This window comes from Aliidiomarina taiwanensis, from assembly GCF_003987015.1.
GTDB lineage: Bacteria > Pseudomonadota > Gammaproteobacteria > Enterobacterales > Alteromonadaceae > Aliidiomarina > Aliidiomarina taiwanensis.
Genome location: NZ_PIPQ01000002.1, coordinates 466220 through 483587, shown reverse-complemented (window position 1 = coordinate 483587; position 17368 = coordinate 466220). Strand labels below are relative to the sequence as shown.

At 52.4% G+C, this 17368-nt stretch carries 18 protein-coding genes; 7 read left to right on the top strand and 11 right to left on the bottom strand.

Annotated elements, in window-relative coordinates; all coding sequences use genetic code 11:
• Positions 1 to 196 precede the first annotated feature (196 nt).
• From ruvB to cmoA, 4 genes are all read right to left on the bottom strand, one after another.
• Positions 197 to 1192, bottom strand: coding sequence for a Holliday junction branch migration DNA helicase RuvB (gene ruvB / locus CWE15_RS06655; RefSeq protein ID WP_126757292.1), 996 nt, complete (start codon positions 1190 to 1192; stop codon positions 197 to 199).
• Positions 1193 to 1236: 44 nt separating this feature from the next.
• Complete coding sequence (gene ruvA / locus CWE15_RS06650) at positions 1237 to 1842, bottom strand: Holliday junction branch migration protein RuvA (protein ID WP_126757291.1); 606 nt, start codon at positions 1840 to 1842, stop codon at positions 1237 to 1239.
• A gap of 127 nt (positions 1843 to 1969) precedes the next feature.
• A complete protein-coding gene (gene cmoB / locus CWE15_RS06645) occupies positions 1970 to 2950 on the bottom strand; it encodes a tRNA 5-methoxyuridine(34)/uridine 5-oxyacetic acid(34) synthase CmoB (protein WP_126757290.1) in 981 nt (326 codons plus the stop codon).
• Between the two features lie 12 nt (positions 2951 to 2962).
• Positions 2963 to 3694 carry a carboxy-S-adenosyl-L-methionine synthase CmoA gene (gene cmoA, locus CWE15_RS06640; RefSeq protein ID WP_126757289.1) on the bottom strand — a complete coding sequence of 244 codons (732 nt, stop codon included), beginning with the start codon at positions 3692 to 3694 and terminating at the stop codon, positions 2963 to 2965.
• Positions 3695 to 3824: 130 nt separating this feature from the next.
• Between cmoA and aspS the strand changes: the two genes are divergently transcribed.
• From aspS to CWE15_RS06610, 6 genes are all read left to right on the top strand, one after another.
• Positions 3825 to 5579 (top strand): aspartate--tRNA ligase, encoded by a 1755-nt coding sequence (gene aspS / locus CWE15_RS06635; protein WP_126757288.1) that lies wholly within the window; start codon positions 3825 to 3827, stop codon positions 5577 to 5579.
• Positions 5580 to 5882: 303 nt separating this feature from the next.
• Complete coding sequence (locus CWE15_RS06630; protein ID WP_126757287.1) at positions 5883 to 6620, top strand: YebC/PmpR family DNA-binding transcriptional regulator; 738 nt, start codon at positions 5883 to 5885, stop codon at positions 6618 to 6620.
• On the top strand, positions 6621 to 7124 hold the full coding sequence (ruvC, locus tag CWE15_RS06625) for a crossover junction endodeoxyribonuclease RuvC (protein WP_126757286.1): 504 nt from the start codon (positions 6621 to 6623) through the stop codon (positions 7122 to 7124).
• A gap of 355 nt (positions 7125 to 7479) precedes the next feature.
• Positions 7480 to 7998 carry an REP-associated tyrosine transposase gene (locus tag CWE15_RS06620; protein WP_157980724.1) on the top strand — a complete coding sequence of 173 codons (519 nt, stop codon included), beginning with the start codon at positions 7480 to 7482 and terminating at the stop codon, positions 7996 to 7998.
• A 490-nt stretch (positions 7999 to 8488) separates the two neighbouring features.
• Entirely contained in the window at positions 8489 to 8749 is a 261-nt protein-coding gene (locus tag CWE15_RS06615) for a type II toxin-antitoxin system Phd/YefM family antitoxin (protein ID WP_126757284.1), read from the top strand.
• Entirely contained in the window at positions 8706 to 8969 is a 264-nt protein-coding gene (locus tag CWE15_RS06610) for a type II toxin-antitoxin system RelE family toxin (protein WP_338022901.1), read from the top strand. Before CWE15_RS06615 ends, CWE15_RS06610 begins: the two co-directional genes overlap by 44 nt.
• 190 nt (positions 8970 to 9159) lie before the next feature.
• Here CWE15_RS06610 and CWE15_RS06605 read toward each other — a convergent pair whose 3' ends face one another.
• Genes CWE15_RS06605 through CWE15_RS06595 form a run of 3 tightly spaced genes read right to left on the bottom strand, consistent with a single transcriptional unit; the run spans position 9160 to position 13392 of the window.
• Positions 9160 to 9873 (bottom strand): 3'-5' exonuclease, encoded by a 714-nt coding sequence (locus tag CWE15_RS06605; protein WP_241971860.1) that lies wholly within the window; start codon positions 9871 to 9873, stop codon positions 9160 to 9162.
• 27 nt (positions 9874 to 9900) lie between these two features.
• A complete protein-coding gene (locus CWE15_RS06600) occupies positions 9901 to 11760 on the bottom strand; it encodes a DUF294 nucleotidyltransferase-like domain-containing protein (RefSeq protein ID WP_126757281.1) in 1860 nt (619 codons plus the stop codon).
• Positions 11761 to 11769: 9 nt separating this feature from the next.
• A complete protein-coding gene (locus tag CWE15_RS06595; protein ID WP_126757280.1) occupies positions 11770 to 13392 on the bottom strand; it encodes a BCCT family transporter in 1623 nt (540 codons plus the stop codon).
• A 111-nt stretch (positions 13393 to 13503) separates the two neighbouring features.
• On the opposite strand from CWE15_RS06595, the gene CWE15_RS06590 reads away from it, so the two are divergent.
• Positions 13504 to 13815 (top strand): DUF6170 family protein, encoded by a 312-nt coding sequence (locus CWE15_RS06590; RefSeq protein ID WP_126757279.1) that lies wholly within the window; start codon positions 13504 to 13506, stop codon positions 13813 to 13815.
• On the opposite strand, the gene CWE15_RS06585 is transcribed toward CWE15_RS06590, so the two are convergent.
• Genes CWE15_RS06585 through CWE15_RS06570 form a run of 4 tightly spaced genes read right to left on the bottom strand, consistent with a single transcriptional unit; the run spans position 13742 to position 17361 of the window.
• On the bottom strand, positions 13742 to 14773 hold the full coding sequence (locus CWE15_RS06585; protein WP_126757278.1) for a response regulator: 1032 nt from the start codon (positions 14771 to 14773) through the stop codon (positions 13742 to 13744). The two genes, CWE15_RS06590 and CWE15_RS06585, sit on opposite strands and share 74 nt — an antisense overlap.
• A 48-nt stretch (positions 14774 to 14821) precedes the next feature.
• Entirely contained in the window at positions 14822 to 15670 is an 849-nt protein-coding gene (locus tag CWE15_RS06580; protein WP_241971859.1) for an MlaA family lipoprotein, read from the bottom strand.
• On the bottom strand, positions 15667 to 16866 hold the full coding sequence (gene ccmI / locus CWE15_RS06575) for a c-type cytochrome biogenesis protein CcmI (RefSeq protein WP_126757277.1): 1200 nt from the start codon (positions 16864 to 16866) through the stop codon (positions 15667 to 15669). The genes CWE15_RS06580 and ccmI overlap by 4 nt, the downstream gene beginning before the upstream one ends.
• A gap of 3 nt (positions 16867 to 16869) precedes the next feature.
• On the bottom strand, positions 16870 to 17361 hold the full coding sequence (locus tag CWE15_RS06570) for a cytochrome c-type biogenesis protein (RefSeq protein ID WP_241971858.1): 492 nt from the start codon (positions 17359 to 17361) through the stop codon (positions 16870 to 16872).
• Positions 17362 to 17368: the final 7 nt, after the last annotated feature.

The window sequence follows — 17368 nt, the reverse complement described above, 5'->3', positions numbered from 1 at the left end:
AGGCAGTTGGCGCTGCAATGCGTAAGTTAATGCAAATTTGTTTTGGTGTGATTAAACATCAACAAGAATATCGACCTCTAGCTACATAAAATAGAGCTAGAGATCGGTATTGAGAGATGGTATCTACGTTCGTTCAATTTTCACATTTGTAGGTCATGCACGGCATGACGCACAGATACATTTTGCACACTTCGCGTTACTTCAACCCAAAATGCACATAGGCCCGCTGGGTGGCGATGCGCCCACGGGGGGTGCGCTGAATAAAGCCTTGTTGTATTAAAAAGGGCTCGATGACATCTTCGATGGTGTCTTTTTCTTCACCGATAGCGGCAGCGAGGTTTTCAAGGCCAACGGGGCCGCCGTCGAACTTGTCCATAATAGCTTCTAATAGCTTTCTGTCCATATAGTCGAAGCCGGCGCGGTCTACGTCGATCATATCCAGGGCTTGGCCGGCCACGTCTTTGTTTATATGCCCATTCGAACGCACCTGGGCAAAGTCACGCACTCGGCGGAGCAGCCGATTGGCAATACGGGGCGTGCCTCGGGAGCGGCTGGCCACTTCCTGTGCGCCCTCTTCGGCCATATTCAGGTCGAGAAAGTGGGCGGAGCGGCTGACAATTTTGGTGAGGTCCGCCACATTATAAAATTCTAACCGCTGGACAATGCCAAAGCGGTCGCGCAAGGGGCTGGTTAAGGCGCCAGCTCGGGTGGTGGCACCAATTAGGGTAAAGGGCGGTAAGTCGAGCTTCAGTGAGCGTGCCGCGGGCCCTTCGCCTATCATAATGTCGAGCTGGTAGTCTTCCATGGCGGGGTACAGTATTTCTTCCACCACGGGGCTAAGCCGGTGTATTTCATCGATAAAGAGCACGTCGTTGGGCTCTAAATTGGTGAGCAAAGCGGCGAGGTCGCCGGCTTTTTCTAAAATAGGCCCAGAGGTGGTTTTAATGCTGCTGCCCATTTCATTGGCAATAATATTGGCTAAGGTGGTTTTCCCTAAGCCCGGTGGCCCAAAAATAAGCACGTGATCGAGCGCATCGCTACGGCCTCGGGCCGCTTCAATGTAAATGCTTAATTGTTCAACCACATGCTGTTGCCCGGTGTAGTCGGCAAGCTTGGTCGGCCGAATGGCGCGATCAATCACTTCGTCTTCCGTGCTGGCTTGGGGTTGGATCATGCGATCCGCTTCTATCATGGGTGTTCCTTTTGTTTGTCTTGCTTATTTTTTCTGGACGTCGGTTACATCATGGCTTTCAGCGCGTGTCGAATAATATCTTCGGCGCTCATGTCGCTACGTGCAACTTTCTTCACCACTTTTTCTGCTTGGCCTAGTTTATACCCTAAGGCCACCAGTGCACTCAAGGCCTCTGACTCGGCACTTGGCGCTGCCGCTGGCATTGTTTCGCTGCTTGGGAGCGCATCGCCGTAGTCTGCGCCGGTGAAGTCTTTGAGTTTGTCTTTCATTTCCACCACCAGGCGGTCGGCGGTTTTCTTGCCCACCCCGGGGATTTTTGTTAGCACGGCCATGTCGCTTTGCTGAATGGCCGCCACAAACTGCCCGGCGCTTAGGCTGGACATAATCGTCAGGGCTAACTTAGGCCCTACGCCCTGGGCACGAATGAGCAGGCGAAACAAGGCGCGCTCGTCTACTGTGGTAAAACCAAAGAGTAGCTGGGCGTCTTCCCGCACCACAAAGTGGGTCCAGAGGGTCACGGGCTGGCCGACTTCCGGTAGCTCGTAAAAGCAGGTCATGGGCAACTGCACTTCGTAGCCCACGCCTTGTACATCCAGTAATAATTCGGGCGGATGCTTCACCGCCACCGTGCCTTGTAAACGTCCTATCATTTAAATTCCTTCATTATCCTCAACCATGTGTGCGGCGTACGGCAATGCCGTACAACGTCATGCAATGCATGACCTACGATGTCGCATTTCATCCGCCCGTATGCCATGCATTTCACCCGCCCGTATATCATCGGGGCTTCGTTGCAATCACCACGGCGCGTTTGGGGGCTGGGTATCCTTCCACGGTAAGTGAGCGGTCACTTGGGTCGAGGAAGTCCGCCAATGACTGGCCTTGCATCCATTCGGTTTGGCGCTGCTCCTCCAGGCTGGTGACGTTTTCATCCACCACCCGAATATTCTGCATGCCCAGGCGTTCGAGCCAATGACACAGCGCCTTAGTGCTGGGAATAAACCACACATTGCCCATTTGGGCGTACCGCTCGCCGGGAACCAATACCCGCTGCTCGTCACCGTCGATAACGAGGGTTTCGAGTACCAACTCGCCGCCGGGCTTAAGTTGGTCTAAGCACTGCTGCAAAAAGTCGATGGGCGAGCGTCTATGATACAACACCCCCATGGTAAACACAGTGTCGAAGGCCTGTAAGGGCTGCATGTCTTCAATGCCAAGGGGTAAAAGCTCGACGTCGCGGGCCGTGTCTGCAGGTACATACTGCTTGATGGCCTGAAACTGGGTCATAAAAAGCTGGGTAGGGTCGATACCGACCACCAAGTCGGCGCCTGCGCCTTTCATGCGCCACAGGTGGTAGCCACTGCCGCAGCCTATGTCGAGCACGCGGCGGCCGCTTAAGTCGCTAATATGGGGAAACACACGGTCCCACTTCCAGTCGGAGCGCCATTCTGTGTCGATATGCACGCCAAATAAGTCGAAGGGGCCTTTACGCCACGGCATGAGTTGCGAAAGCAAGCCTTGAATGCGGGCTTTTTCGCCGTCGTTGGCGTCGCTTGCTTCACCAATACGCACCTGGCTGCTGATGTCTACACTGCTGGGCGTCAGCCTAGGTAACTGGGCAATACTGCGCTGCCACTTTTTTAGTTCGCCGTGCTGCTGGTGCTGCTGCCAGTGGCGCATGCGAGCGGGCAAGGTTTCGAGCCAGTGGCCCAGGCCCGATTCGGTTAAACGAGCATAAAAAGGAGTAAAGTCGTACATTTGATGAGGGCCTTATTTAATAGCGAACCAGGACATAAAGTTAAAGCAGCGGTACCAGTTTTGCACCGTGCTAAAGCCGGCGGCTCCCAAGCGAGCAAGGTGTTGCCCTGGGGTGTCGATGCGCATCACGTTTTCAATGGCCGCGCGTTTTTGCGATATTTCTAATTCACTGTAGCCGTTTTGACGCTTAAATTCGTGGTGTAAGTCCACCAAAATGTTTTCGGCAGTTTCATCCAGGTGGCGTACTTTTTCTGATAACAGCAACATACCGCCGGGTAACAGGGCGTCATAAATTTTTTGCACCAAGGCTTCGCGCTGGTCTGGGTCGATAAACTGCATGGTGAAGTTCATGGCCACCACAGAGCAGGGCTCCAGGGAAACATCGAGAATATCGGCACATTCTATATGCACCGGCACTTCACCGCGCCAGGCATTTACATGGGCCTGACAGCGCTGCACCATGGCTTCGGAGTTGTCCACGCCAATAATTTCCACACCTGCCTGCTTAATATGTTGCTTCATGGCAATGCTGGTGGCGCCTAAAGAGCAGCCTAAGTCGTACACCTTGCTGTTTTCTTGGGCGTATTGGCCCGCCAGCATGCCCATGGTTTGGACTATGGTGGCATAGCCTGGCACGGAGCGGCTGATCATATCGGGAAACACCTCGGCCACCCGATCGTCGAAGGCAAAATCCGCCACTTCGCCCTGGGGCGTGGCATATATAGAGTCGCGTGGTGAACTCATGGATGTGGGTTCCTTTTCTACTGTTTACTTTTTTAGCCTGAAGCGCATCGTGAATTGTACCTCAAGCGCCCTGTATCGTATACTACGGCTCATTCACAACTCTAACAGCGAAAACAGGAACAAAGAGCAAATGCGTAGTCACTATTGCGGGGAAGTCACCGAACAATTTCTTGGTCAGAACGTTACTTTAGCGGGCTGGGTTCATAAACGTCGTGATTTGGGCGGGTTGATTTTCGTCGATATGCGTGATCGCACAGGCTTGGTGCAAGTGGTGTTTGACCCAGAACACGCGGCCAGTTTAGAAGCGGCCACCCAGTTACGCCAAGAGTTTTGTATTCAATTGAAAGGCGAGGTGCGTGCCCGCCCTGAAGGTCAGGTGAACGAGCGCATGGCCACGGGTAAAGTGGAAGTTGTGGCCACGGAGCTGACCATTTTAAACAAAGCAGCCGCCCTGCCCATTGACTTTAATAGCCAAGTAAGTGAAGAGCAGCGCCTGCGTTTTCGTTATTTAGACCTGCGCCGCCCGGAAATGAATAAGAAAATCGTGTTTCGGGCCAAGGTGGCCAGTGCTGTGCGTCGTTTCTTTGATGCCCAGGGCTTTTTAGATATTGAAACCCCCATGCTGACCCGGGCTACGCCGGAAGGGGCTCGTGACTACTTGGTACCTTCCCGGACCCACGACGGCAAGTTCTTCGCCCTGCCCCAGTCGCCACAGTTGTTTAAGCAGCTGCTGATGATGTCGGGTTTTGACAAGTACTACCAAATTGTGAAGTGCTTCCGCGACGAAGACTTGCGGGCCGACCGCCAGCCTGAATTTACCCAAATTGATATTGAAACCACCTTTATGAGTGCGCAAGAGGTGCGCAACACCACAGAGCAGCTGATTCGTGAGCTTTTCCAAGAAATGCTGGAAGTGGACTTAGGTGCGTTCCCGGTGATGAGCTATGCCGACGCCATGCGGTTGTACGGCTCGGACAAGCCGGACCTGCGAAACCCCATGCAGTTAGTAGACATAGCCGATGTTGTTATAGACATTGAGTTTAAAGTATTTGCTGGCCCTGCCAACGACCCGAAAGGCCGTGTGGCTGCGCTGCGCATTCCAGGCGGTGCTCGTTTAACCCGGAAGCAAATTGACGAGTACACAGATTACGTGAAAGTGTACGGTGCTAAAGGCTTAGCTTGGTTAAAAGTGAACGACAAAGACGCCGGCATGGACGGCTTACAGTCGCCTGTGTTGAAGTTCCTTCCTGAAGACGTGGTGACCGAGATTCTAAACCGTACGGGCGCTGAAACCGGCGACATTCTGTTGTTCGGTGCCGACACCTTTACTGTGGTGAGCGAAGCCTTAGGTGCGCTGCGTTTGAAAGCCGGTGACGACTTTGATCTGGTGGAAGACAGCTGGAAGCCTTTATGGGTTGTGGACTTCCCTATGTTTGAAGAATACGAAGGCGGCTTTGCGGCCATTCACCACCCGTTTACCGCACCTGTGGGTGTAACACCAGAAGAATTAAAAGCCAACCCAACCGCGGCTATTTCAGATGCCTACGACATGGTACTGAATGGTTGTGAAGTGGGCGGTGGCTCGGTGCGTATTCATAACGCCGAGATGCAAGCCGCTGTATTTGACATTTTAGGGATTAACGAAGAAGAAGCGAAAGAGAAATTTGGTTTCTTACTTGAGGCTTTAAAGTACGGTACACCACCTCATGCTGGTTTGGCCTTCGGCCTTGACCGCTTGGTGATGTTAATGGTTGGTGCCAATAGTATTCGTGACGTGATTGCGTTCCCGAAAACCACCACCGCCGCCTGCGTCCTCACCGACGCCCCTGGCTACGCCAACCCCGAAGCGTTAAAAGAATTAAATATTTCCGTAAATAACGATTGAATGTGAAAAACACACCGTACCGTCATGCCGTGCGTGACCTACGGGTTATAAAAATACACCGCACCGTCATGCCGTGCATGACCTACGGGATATAAAAAACACATCGTACCGTCATGCCATGCATGACCTACGGAATGTGAAAAAACACCGCACCGTCATGCCGTGCATGACCTACGGAATGTGAAATACACCGTACCGTCATGCCGTGCGTGACCTACGAAATGTAATAAATGAACGAACGTAGGTCAGGCCTTGCCTGACGTGGCACCGCGTACGAAAATAACAAATGGAGGTTCAACCCAAATGGCAGGTCATTCCAAATGGTCGAACATAAAACACCGCAAGGCGGCCCAGGACGCCCAACGCGGTAAAATTTTTACTAAGCTTATTCGTGAATTGGTAGTGGCCGCCCGCGAAGGCGGTTCAGACCCAGACACCAACCCACGTTTGCGCGCCGCCATTGATAAGTCTCTTTCCAATAACATGAAGCGTGACACCATCGACAACGCGGTGGCCCGCGGCGCCGGTGAGCTCGATGCCGACAACATGGAAGAAATTCGCTACGAAGGCTACGCCCCAGGCGGTGTGGCCGTGATGGTGGAATGCATGAGCGATAACCGCAACCGTACCGCCGGTGACGTGCGCCATGCCTTCACCAAAAACGGGGGGAACTTGGGCACCGACGGCTCGGTAGCGTACCTATTCACCAAGCGCGGTGTATTAAGCTACGCGCCGGGTGCCGACGAAGACGCCATTATTGAAGCGGCCCTTGAAAGCGGCGCTGACGACGTGGAAACCCACGACGATGGCAGCATTGACGTGTACACAGACCCGTTTGAATTCGGTAACGTGGTGGACGCCATGAAAACAGCGGGCTTTACCCCAGACAACGCGGAAGTGGCGCAAATTGCTTCCACCGAAGCTGAGCTGGATGTCGAAACCGCCAAAGACGTGATTAAGCTGATTGATATGTTGGAAGACTTAGACGACGTACAAGAAGTGCATCACAACGCCAGCATTCCACCTGAGGCGTACGACTAATTGTCCATTATTTTAGGCATTGATCCGGGCTCGCGCATTACTGGGTATGGCGTTATACGCCAACAGGGTGCGCGCCTTACTTACCTTGGCAGCGGCTGTATTCGGGCCGCGTCCACCAGTGTCAGCACCCAAGCCGACGGCGAGCCTAGCATGGCCGAGCGGTTAAAGATTATTTTCGATGGTGTGGCCGAGCTGGTGGCTCAGTTCAATCCCGATGAGTTTGCCATTGAGCAAGTGTTTATGGCCAAAAACCCCAACTCCGCCTTAAAACTCGGCCAAGCCCGTGGCGTTGCCATGGTGGCCGCTGCCAAGCATGACTTAGCCGTTGCCGAATACTCCGCCCGTCAAATCAAGCAAGCCGTAGTGGGCACAGGCGCCGCCAAAAAAGAGCAAGTGCAACAAATGGTTATGCACATCCTCAAGCTCCCCAGCCGCCCCCAAGAGGACGCCGCCGACGCCCTCGGCGTCGCCATCTGCCACGCCCACACCCGCCCCTGGCGTTAATCCATACGCCATCCACATTCCCACGTACCGTATGTCATGCATTGGTGCGGCGTCAGGCGGTGCCTGACCTACATCCTTTCATTTTTCACATTCCCCGTAGGTCATGCACTGGTGCAGCGTCAGGCGGTGCCTGACCTACATCCTTTCATTTTTCACATTCCCGTAGGTCAGGCATTGCCTGACGTTGCCGTGCCTGACCTACATCCTTTCATTTTTCACATTCCCCGTAGGTCATGCACTGCATGACGTTGCATTGCCTGACGTTGCATGGCCTGACAAAAACATGGGTAATCACGGAATTGAATGGATATCTACACGCCCCACCCTATATTGATTGGTATTTATGGGGGTGATCATGGGAAATATGTTTCGGTATTATGAAAACGCTGGCTATTACTTTATAACGCAAAATACGTTAAATAATAAAAAGGTGCTTACCACGCCAACAATACGTACTGCGTTACGAGCTGCCATTCTTGAAACGCAGAAAACCCTGCCCTTTGAAACCCATGCTTTTGTGTTGCTACCCGACCACTTTCACTTGATTTTAAGTATTGAAGACAACCAACTTTCCAAACGCATAGGCACGATAAAGCGTTTAACAAGTAAATATTCAAAGTTCGGTCAGGGAGATGATTTAACAGACAATTACCGCCGCGAACGACGTTCAAGCCTTTGGCAGGCAAGGTTTTGGGAGCAAACTATTAAAACGGAAAAAGAGCTTCACGAAAATATTATGTATTGCTATGTGAACCCTGTGCATCATGGCTTGGTGAGTAAGGTAGGAGATTGGCGCTTTTCAACCTTCCACCGCGATGTGAAACGCGGCCTAATCCCCCCAGAGTGGGCCGGCATAAGCGTTGACAAGAAGTAACCATGAACGGTCATGCATGTTCCAACACCCCGTAGGTCATGCATTGGTGCGGCGTACGGCCGTGCCGTACCTACGGTAAATCATTGTCCATCACCCCGGACGTCATGCATTGGTGCGACGTACGGTCATACACATTCCCACATACCCGCACGTGCATCCATTTTTCACATTCCCGCACGATATGTACCCACACGCCATTCATTTTTCAAATTCCCGTACGATATGCACCCGTACGCCATTCATTTTTCACATTCCCGTACGATATGCACCCGCACGTGCATCCATTTTTCACATTCCCCGTAGGTCATGCATTGCATGACGTTGCATTGCCTGACGTTCAACCATCGGCGCGGCGTCAGGCGGTGCCTGACCTACGCCTTTCATTTTTCACATTCCCGTAGGTCATGCATGGCATGACGAACAAATATTGCACAATCTTAAAATAGATCTATAATTAGACCCATATTTAAGTCTATAACATGAGGTAAATATGAGTTCTATCTCTAAAGTGATGGCAGCTGTGTCGACCAGCATTACTGATTTTAAAGCAAACCCAAATGCTGTTTTAGAACAGTCTAATGGAGAAGCTGTTGCTGTCTTAAAAAGCAATCAACCGAGTTTTTATGCTGTTCCTCCAGAGTTATTCGAGTCGATGGTTGATGCGGTTGAGGACCTTGCGTTGCTTATGGAAGCAAATGCTCGGTTAAATGACGGACAAGAAGCTGTGTCGGTTTCGCTCGATGACCTATAAGTTAAAATTTCACCCTGATGCGCTTAAGGAGTGGCACAGACTAAGAGATACCGATAAAAGCTACTTCAAGAATAAGTTAGCGGAAAGACTTAAAGAGCCCCATATTCCAAGTGCAAAGCTCACTGGTGGAATAAACCTGTACAAAATCAAGCGTAAAAGACCACCGCTACGTTTAACCTACCATGTAAACGATACCGATTTCATTGTGATCACGACGTAGGTCAGGCATTGCCTGACGTTCAACCATTGGCGCGGCGTACTGCAATGCAGTACCTACGGTAAATCATTTTTCATCACCCCGTACGTCATGCATTGGTGCGACGTACGGTCATACACATTCCCACATTCCCCGTAGGTCATGCATTGCATGACGTACATTCATTTGGCCACGCCCACACCCGCCCGTTTCGTTAACACCACAAATCTTGCACGGGGGTGTCGGGGCTGTAATGGTAGGCGATTTGTGCTTGCAGGAGTTCGGCGCTGCTGAGGGCGTCGATAACGGCGTCGTGGGGGCGGTACCACGGTAGGTTGTACCGCTTGCGCGAGTCGGCAAGGCGGATGGAAACGGGTTTTACGCCGCGAAAACGCCGCCAAATAGGGCCGCTTTGGACTCGGTGTAAACGGGCTTCGAGCTCCATGGTGTCGATAACTGGGAACTCAATGCCTTCGCCAATGCGGTTCATCAAGGCTTCGTTAAAAAACGGCCGTTCGATGCCGCGGTAATGCACCACCATCACCCGCCCTGCCATTTCTTCTAAAATTTCCGGCACGTGTTCGAGAAAGTCGGGCGCGTTTTCAATTTGGCTGTGGGTAATGCCGTGGATAATCACCGACTCGTCCAGCAGCGGTCGGCGCGGCTTGGCCACCCAAAACTTACTCGCACCCGTTTGAATGCGGTTTAAGGTCATGGGCATGCTGCCCACACTAACAATGCCGTGCTTGGTCACATCTAAACCTGTGGTTTCGAAGTCCAGCGCCAGCATGGGCACGTCTTTAATGGGCGTGTCGGCGGCTGCAATACCTGCTTCATAGAAGCGTTTTAAGCGAGGATCGCGCGCTTCCCGCTCCAGCTCTTGGTAGCGGGCACGCCAGTCGGTGACGGTTTCAGAACCGTGATTCATTTTCTTTCTGTCGAGATAAAACATGCGTTAGCTAAGGCCCATGGGGTACTGAAAGCGCAAGAATTTTTGCGCATTACTCAGTATTTGGAAAGCGTCTTTTAAGTTATTACGCTCAAAGTCGGATAACTCGTCGGGTGCCACGTTGTTGTTGGGCTCTTCCCCATTTTGCAGCGCGGCCGCTTGGTGACGAATACGTACCATGGAAATAAACTCCAAGGCGTCGCGCAAGTCAGCAGCCCGGCCTTTCGGCAGGGTGTTGGCGGCGTGAATGTCTTCTAGGCGAGCAAAACTATTATGGCGCTTGGAGCCCACGGCTAAGGCGTGTACCCGAATTAAGTCGGCTAAGGGCGCTGTGCCGCGACGCTTGGTGTTAATGGACTTATTGTGTTTGCCGTCTTTTTCCATGACAAAGTCGCGGAAAAAACCAAGGGGCGGCGTGCGGTTTAGCGCATTTCGGGCCATGCAAGCGAGGAAGCGCTTACTACGCTGGGCCTTTTTCCGAATATGGTCGTTCAGCATATTGGCGTAGTCGGTGCGCCCCCACACGCCTTCGAGGTCAAAGAAGATGGAGCTATGCAACAAGCCTTCTGGCGTTGGGTAGTCTATCCATTCGCTAAAGTAGGCTTTCCACTTGCTTAAAGGTTGGCGCCACTCAGGGTTAGTGGCCATGATATTGCCCGAGCAATAAGGGTAGCCACAGGCGTCGAGCCCGTCGCTGACAAACTGGGCCAGTTTACGAAAGTACTCGTCGTGTTTTTCTGGGATAAAACGGTCGCTGAGCACCAGCGCGTTGTCTTGGTCGGTGACAATAAGCTGCTCGCCTCGGGCCATGGAGCCTAAGGCCAAGAAGCAATAAGGCACAGGTGCTGGGCCGTACTTTTCTTCTGCCAGCTCTATCAGGCGCTGCTTAAAGCTTCGCCCTATCACGGCCATGGCCGAGCCTATCATGCGTGAGTTGGCGTCTTCTTCTACCAGGCGAATAAAACTGCCACGTACGTCGTCTACCAAGGCGGCTAATTCTTCTTGGGTGTTTTGTTTGAAAATATTACTGACCACATACAGGCTGCTTTTGGACTCGTACTGCACCAAGTCGGACATGGTCAATACACCAATGGCTTTGTTGTTTTGCAGCACGGGCAAGTGGCGTACTTTCTTTCGCAGCATAATCAGCATGGCTTCGAATATGCGCTGTTTGGCTTCGATAAACACCAAGTTGGAGGACATAATGTCGGTAACCGGCGCTTGGTCGCTTAAACCCACGGCCAGCACCCGGCGGCGTAAGTCTTTGTCGGTGACCACGCCTTCGGGTAAGTCTTCTCCTTCAGCTTGCACAAACACGGAGGACACATCTTCTTCTGTCATGAGTTCCGCGGCTTGCCGCACAGTGCAGTTTGGGCTGATGACAATGGGGTCGCGCTGAATTAAGCTGGCGATGGTGCTGGTCATGAGATCACTGGCTTGACGGCTGCGCGAGACCGTCCGTTTTAAGCGTTCTCTGTCTTCAATTTCAACGGCGTCGGCGAATTCTTCGTATTCATCGTACAGGCGATTAAATTCCCGCCCGGGGATGTAATAAATAAGGGTGTCTTCTAAGGCGTTGACCGGGTAGCGCACCCGGCCATTCCGTAACAAGCCCCCTTCGGCGAAAAAGCCGCCTTCGCTCAGCCGGTTATGCAAGTCGCCGGTGCGCGTGAGCACCTCTACGGAGCCGCTGCGCACCACGTGCAAGTCACTTACCCGTTGGTTGTAGGCGAGTATTTCACTGCCGCGCTTAAAGTAACCTACATCCACCACTGTAGCTAAATGCTCGAGCTCTTCAGCGGGCAACTCGCGAAATGGCGGGTATGGGCGTAAAAAGTCGAGTATTTCTAAGTGTTCTGCTTGCATAGTGTTGGTTTATGCTCCTTTTTTCTTCCGTGGCTCTTCCAGTAAGCCTTTTACCAAGGCGATACAGCTTAATAACATAACAATAGCGAACGGGAACCCGGTAGACACGGCCATGGCCTGTAAGCCCACTAAGCCGCCACCCAACATGAGCACGATGGCCACCAGCCCTTCAAAAGTACACCAGAACACACGCTGTGGCGTGGGTGCGTTTACTTTGCCGCCTGCGGCTATGGTGTCGATAACCAGTGAGCCTGAGTCGGACGAGGTGACGAAGAACACCACCACCAAAATAATACCAATCAAAGAGGTGATTTGAGCGATGGGCAGTTCGCTTAACATTTCAAATAACTGCACAGGTAAGGCAGCGGTTGCGGCATCTGTAAAGCCACCTAGGTACTGGGTAATACCTGTGCCACCGAAGACGGTCATCCATAAAATACAAGCGAGGGTGGGCACCAAGAGGACAGCGATTAAAAATTCCCGTACGGTACGGCCGCGAGAAACCCGCGCAATAAACATGCCCACAAACGGTGACCAGGAGATCCACCAAGCCCAGTAGAAAGTTGTCCAGCCGTGCATGTAGCTGGTGTCTGTGCGCCCTACGGGGTTAGATAAAGCGGGCAACGCCTTGATGTAGGAGATTATATTATCGAAAAAGCCGGTAAAAATAGCCAACGTAGGCCCCACGATTATAACAAACAACATGAGCAGGGCCGCTAGGGCCAGGTTAACTTCGGATAAGCGTTTGACGCCAGCGTCGAGGCCCGCCATAACAGACACCAAGGCAATGATGGTAATGCCTATGACCAAGAACACCTGCATGCCCACACCGTCGGGCGTGTTGAATAAGTAGTTCATACCCGCGGATGCTTGCGATGCTCCAAAGCCTAGTGAGGTAGCAAGACCAAACAAGGTTGCTAACACGGCTAAGATGTCGATGATATGCCCAGGCCAACCCCACACGCGCTCGCCCAGGATTGGATAAAAAATAGAGCGCACCGTAAGGGGTAAGCCCTTGTTAAAGGAAAAAATGGCCAGACCCAAGGCTAAAATAGCGTAGGTAGCCCACGGGTGTAAGCCCCAGTGGTAAATGGTGGCGGCCATACCTAAACGGCGTGCGCCTGCAGCGTCGCCTTCGGCTCCACCAAGGGGCGCAGCGGCTGTACCATTAAAAGACTCAGTAAAGTGGGTTAATGGCTCGGACACGCCGTAGAACATAAGCCCGATACCCATACCGGCGGCAAACAGCATGGCAAACCAACTAATATAGGAAAAGTCGGGGTTGGCTTCCGTGCCGCCTATACGCACCCGCCCGAGGGGTGAAATAATAAGCACCAAGGCAAGAATAACGAAAATATTGGTGGCCAACATAAAGAACCAGTCGAGGTTCGAGGTAAGCCAGTTACGGGTGCTGGTAAATACAGGCTCGGCTTGGGATTTAAACAGGAGGGTAATAGCGACAAATAAAACCACTGCAATAGCAGAAATGAGGAATACACGGTTGTGTATGTCAAAACTGAAGGGGCCTATTTGATAGTCGAGGTTGTCTTGTCCTATTTGGTAGTCTGTGTCAATGAGTGTTACGTCACCTTCGGGTTTAATAGAGTCGTTCTCACGATCTTTTTTGCTCATGGTTCGTCCCTTACTTTTATTGTTAAGAGTATCTTAGCAAAGATATGAATAAATATTTAGGGGACAGTAATTTAGTGTAAGATAGCCCGCATTGTTTTTGAGGAGTTGACCATGTATTTTTCATCTAAAAATATTCAGGTGCTTGCGCCCTACTCACCTTCGGAGCGGGTTGCTATTGTGCAAGACGCGGCAAAGAATATGCCCTTTGCCCGCCGTGCTGTGGCGGGCGCTTTGAAGCTGCTGATTTTGATAGCGCTGTTTTGGTCGCTGTTGTATGTACCTGGGGTTGCCTGGAAGGTGGTGAGTTTATTGGCGGCGGGGCTACTGTACCCCCTGTTGCTGATGCCGGTTACGTTGAACCTGGCGCTGCCTTATTTGGCCGAGGAGATTGCTCGTCGGCAAGCAGCGGAGTCAAAGCAATAGACACGCCTGCTCCGTTCAGAGTGATGGGGGCTTTGCCTAACTGCCCCTGTTGCTCGTGATACTGGGCTTGTGCCCAAATACCGATGGCCAGCCCTGGCCGCGTTTGCACATTAAACCGAATATGTTCGCCACTTAATGCCCAGCACACCTCGCCTGTATTGCCGTTTACCCAGAGGGCGGCCACATCGAAGGCCGAACGAATTCGCGAATTGCACAGCTCTTGATTGAGCAGTTGCAACAGCTGTGCGGGGGTACGCAGGACCGCAGCATGGGAGCTGTAGCCTTGGCGCAAAAAAGGGTTCAATAAGCTTCTGAGCACCAGCAACGCAATAATGTCTTGTTCTTTTAATGCTTGGGACTTGGCCACAAATAAAAAACCTTGGTTATTGGGAAAACGCTGCTGCACCAGCAGCACCTGCGACTCCATACCTGGCTCGATCTGGTGGCTTACTTCACACACGGGCAAACGTAAGTTTTCTTGTGGGGCAAATTCTTCCACCAAGTGATCGCGCATACTTTCGTTACCAAACAACACGTCGATATGGTCGTTCAACTCCCATTGCTCTTGCTCCCAAGCAAATTCGTAGTTGTTGCGGGTTAAACAGTTTCGGATGGCCGTGTCGAGTACGTGCAGTTGCTGGATGGGTTTGACTAGGTAGTCGCTGGCCCCAAGTTGCAAGGCTTCGCGTACGTCCGCAAGGCGTTCAGAGCCTGAGATGACAATGACCGGCGTGGTGGCTGCCGCCTGCACCAATTCTTGCAACACTTGCAGCCCGGAAACCTGCGGAAGCTCTAGGTCGCACAAGACCACGTCGGGCTGCTCTTGATGGTACAGGGCCAGCCCGGTTTCGCCGTTGGTGGCAAACAGGGTTTGGTAGCCCCGCGCCGACAAAAATTTATCAATAACGGTACTAAATACGGCGTCGTCTTCAATGACTAACACTTTATTGGCGAACATGGGTGTCTCCGATGCTTAACCTTCTTTGAAAGCATTGACCAGAGAACCCTATTCGTCAACCCGAGGCTTGGCAGGTGGCTGTTCTTTTGGCAATTCTTCTTCCCAAGCCTGATCCCACTCGTTGGCCCACGGGTCGTTCCATTCGTCGTCCCATAGGTCTTGCTGCGGGGCTTTGCCGTCAAATACTTTGTCTTTCCAGTAGGAAAAATAGGTTTCCCGAACAAAGGAGTATTCGTCGATGGAGTTTTCCAGCATGGGTTCAAGCTGTTTTAGCTCAATACGCTGCTGTAGCCCGCGCAAAGTGTACTTAGCCACGGTGAAGGGCAGACCATAAATAAGGCTGGGCCAAAGAATTGAGTCGGCTACGTCGCCGCCGCGGTCAATCAGCACCGTAGGGCCAGCGCCAGGCAGCATAATATAAGGGCCGTCGGGCACCCCATAGGTGGCGAGGGTTTCACCGAAGCTTTCTTTTTGCTCGTGCAAACCAATGCTACTGGCCACGTCGAAAAAGCCAAGAAAGCCAAAGCCAGTGTTCATGAGGAAGCGGCCTACGTTCACACTGGCGTCGCGCATTTTCAGCTGCAGCAAGTTATTAATAAAACTCACCGGCTCGTCGAGGTTGTCAGTGAAGTTGTAAAACCCTTGCCGAAATACGCCTGGTACCTTTTCGTAAGTATTTGCTAGAGGTAATAAGATATATGGGTCTAGCGTTTCGCGGTTTAAGTCCCAAAAAGCGCGGTTAAACTGTTCAAAAGGGTCCCGTGGGTCGTGAAAGTCGAACTCAGGCTCGTTGGTTTGCGCTGTGTTTTTTTCCGGGTTGTCCGGTGCACTGGAGCAGGCAGCCACACTGAGTGTGACCGCCAACATAAAGCCGAGTCGAGCCGTTCGCGTGATCATTGGCGAATTTCCGTAATACGTAAGGGCACGGTCAGGTTTGGTTCGGCGGCCATGACCACAGGCCGGGCTTCCATGTCGCCTTTTTGCATTTCAATAGTGCCACTGCGGGTAATGCGAGCACCTATGAGCCAGTTTTCGGCGTCGGACAAGCCGGTGTCTGTCATCACAGCGTCGGCGTCGGTTAGGGTCACTGTTATGGGGAAGTCGCTAATGGTGCGACGGGCCACGGCAATGGGCGCACGGCCACCGTCGGGGTCGCGCACGAACACAAACAAAGTGGAGCCATACACAAGTTCGTTGCGCATGGCTTCGCTGATGTCTACGTTGACGGTTAAAGTAAGCACGGAGCCGTCGCTGCGGGCTTTGGCATCTTCAATTGAAGATAACAGCGACGCGCGGCGCGGGTCGCTTTCATCGAGCAAGCGGACTGTGATCTCCCACGCTTGGGCAGCCCGTTCAAAGTCGCCCCGCTCGTACGCTATGACCCCGAGTAAACCTAAGGCTTCTACGTTGGTGCGATTTTCACGCAGAATGTCGCCGACAAAACTGCCTGCTTTGGCTAGGTCTGCGTCGCTCCCTGATAGAATAAGGGCTTGGGCGTAGTACATTAAGTTGGAAACGCTATTGGGTGTGATGCTGCGGGACTGCTCAAAGGCCGCGAGGGCTTCGTCGAGCTGGCCCACTTGCAGCATTATTCGGCCGTATAAACTCCAGGCACTGGCGTTGGGCTCTTGGGCTAACCGCTGACGTAACCCCAAAGCGAATAGCATCATTTCTTCTGCGTCTGGCTGCACATTGGCATTATTAAGTAAGCGCGCACTTCGCTGCTCGAGCTCGGCAAGGGCGGTGTCCGCTTGTTGCTGTTGTTGCCAAGAGCCGCCCCAGACATACAAAGCCGTAGCCGCCACTAAGGCCAGCAGCGCCACCCAGGTAATGCGGGCGGGCTGCATGCGTACTTCTTCGTCAGGGTTGTGTACGTCGGTAACAAAGGTTTTTTTCAGTTCCCGTTGAGCATTGGCGAGGTCTTTGTCGTTTAATAAGCCTTGGGCTTTGTCTTCGTCTAGCTCTTGTAAGCGTGACTCGTACACGGCCTTGTTCGCGTGCAAGGTGGACAAGGTAGACAACTGCTGGCGACGGGCTAACAGTAAAATGACTACGGCGAAAACCGCTAACAGAGCTAATGCGAGGTACCACATAAGTTATTTTTGTCCTTTTTGCGTGTGCTCGCCTAATACCTTGGCAAGCTGCGCTTCTTCTTCGGCGGTGAGTTCCACGTCGCCTTTGCGTTGGGTGCGTACTTGCACCAAAATAAACAGTGCACCGAGAACCACAGCAACCGCAGGTGCTATCCAGAGTATAAGTGTACTGGCTTTCACAGGCGGCTTATAGTGCACAAAGTCGCCGTAGCGCACTTTCATAAAGCTGATGACGCCTTCGTAGGTGTCGCCAGCCAGCACCATTTCATGCACTTTTTTCCGCATATCTGCGGCTAAGGGCGCGTCCGAGTCGGCAATGGTTTGGTTTTGGCACTTCGGGCAGCGCAACTCTTTGGTGAGCCGGTTGTACAAGGCTTCTTGCTGGGCTGTTTCAAAAGCGTAGTATTCGCCTTGCCCGTACGCTGTGGTTGGCGTTAGCACAGCAGCCACGCACAGGGTGAGCACCAAGCTAAGCATTCCTACAAACTGTTTCATGGCAGCC

Coding starts and splice junctions, on each gene's coding strand:
- CWE15_RS06615 (WP_126757284.1), top strand. CDS start 8,489: ATGAGTTCTATCTCTAAAGTGATGGCAGCTGTGTCGACCAGCATTACT.
- CWE15_RS06570 (WP_241971858.1), bottom strand. CDS start 17,361: ATGAAACAGTTTGTAGGAATGCTTAGCTTGGTGCTCACCCTGTGCGTG.
- CWE15_RS06605 (WP_241971860.1), bottom strand. CDS start 9,873: ATGAATCACGGTTCTGAAACCGTCACCGACTGGCGTGCCCGCTACCAA.
- aspS (WP_126757288.1), top strand. CDS start 3,825: ATGCGTAGTCACTATTGCGGGGAAGTCACCGAACAATTTCTTGGTCAG.
- ruvB (WP_126757292.1), bottom strand. CDS start 1,192: ATGATAGAAGCGGATCGCATGATCCAACCCCAAGCCAGCACGGAAGAC.
- CWE15_RS06620 (WP_157980724.1), top strand. CDS start 7,480: ATGGGAAATATGTTTCGGTATTATGAAAACGCTGGCTATTACTTTATA.
- CWE15_RS06630 (WP_126757287.1), top strand. CDS start 5,883: ATGGCAGGTCATTCCAAATGGTCGAACATAAAACACCGCAAGGCGGCC.
- CWE15_RS06585 (WP_126757278.1), bottom strand. CDS start 14,773: ATGTTCGCCAATAAAGTGTTAGTCATTGAAGACGACGCCGTATTTAGT.
- CWE15_RS06610 (WP_338022901.1), top strand. CDS start 8,706: ATGACGGACAAGAAGCTGTGTCGGTTTCGCTCGATGACCTATAAGTTA.
- CWE15_RS06595 (WP_126757280.1), bottom strand. CDS start 13,392: ATGAGCAAAAAAGATCGTGAGAACGACTCTATTAAACCCGAAGGTGAC.
- CWE15_RS06580 (WP_241971859.1), bottom strand. CDS start 15,670: ATGATCACGCGAACGGCTCGACTCGGCTTTATGTTGGCGGTCACACTC.
- cmoB (WP_126757290.1), bottom strand. CDS start 2,950: ATGTACGACTTTACTCCTTTTTATGCTCGTTTAACCGAATCGGGCCTG.
- cmoA (WP_126757289.1), bottom strand. CDS start 3,694: ATGAGTTCACCACGCGACTCTATATATGCCACGCCCCAGGGCGAAGTG.
- ruvA (WP_126757291.1), bottom strand. CDS start 1,842: ATGATAGGACGTTTACAAGGCACGGTGGCGGTGAAGCATCCGCCCGAA.
- ccmI (WP_126757277.1), bottom strand. CDS start 16,866: ATGTGGTACCTCGCATTAGCTCTGTTAGCGGTTTTCGCCGTAGTCATT.
- CWE15_RS06600 (WP_126757281.1), bottom strand. CDS start 11,760: ATGCAAGCAGAACACTTAGAAATACTCGACTTTTTACGCCCATACCCG.
- CWE15_RS06590 (WP_126757279.1), top strand. CDS start 13,504: ATGTATTTTTCATCTAAAAATATTCAGGTGCTTGCGCCCTACTCACCT.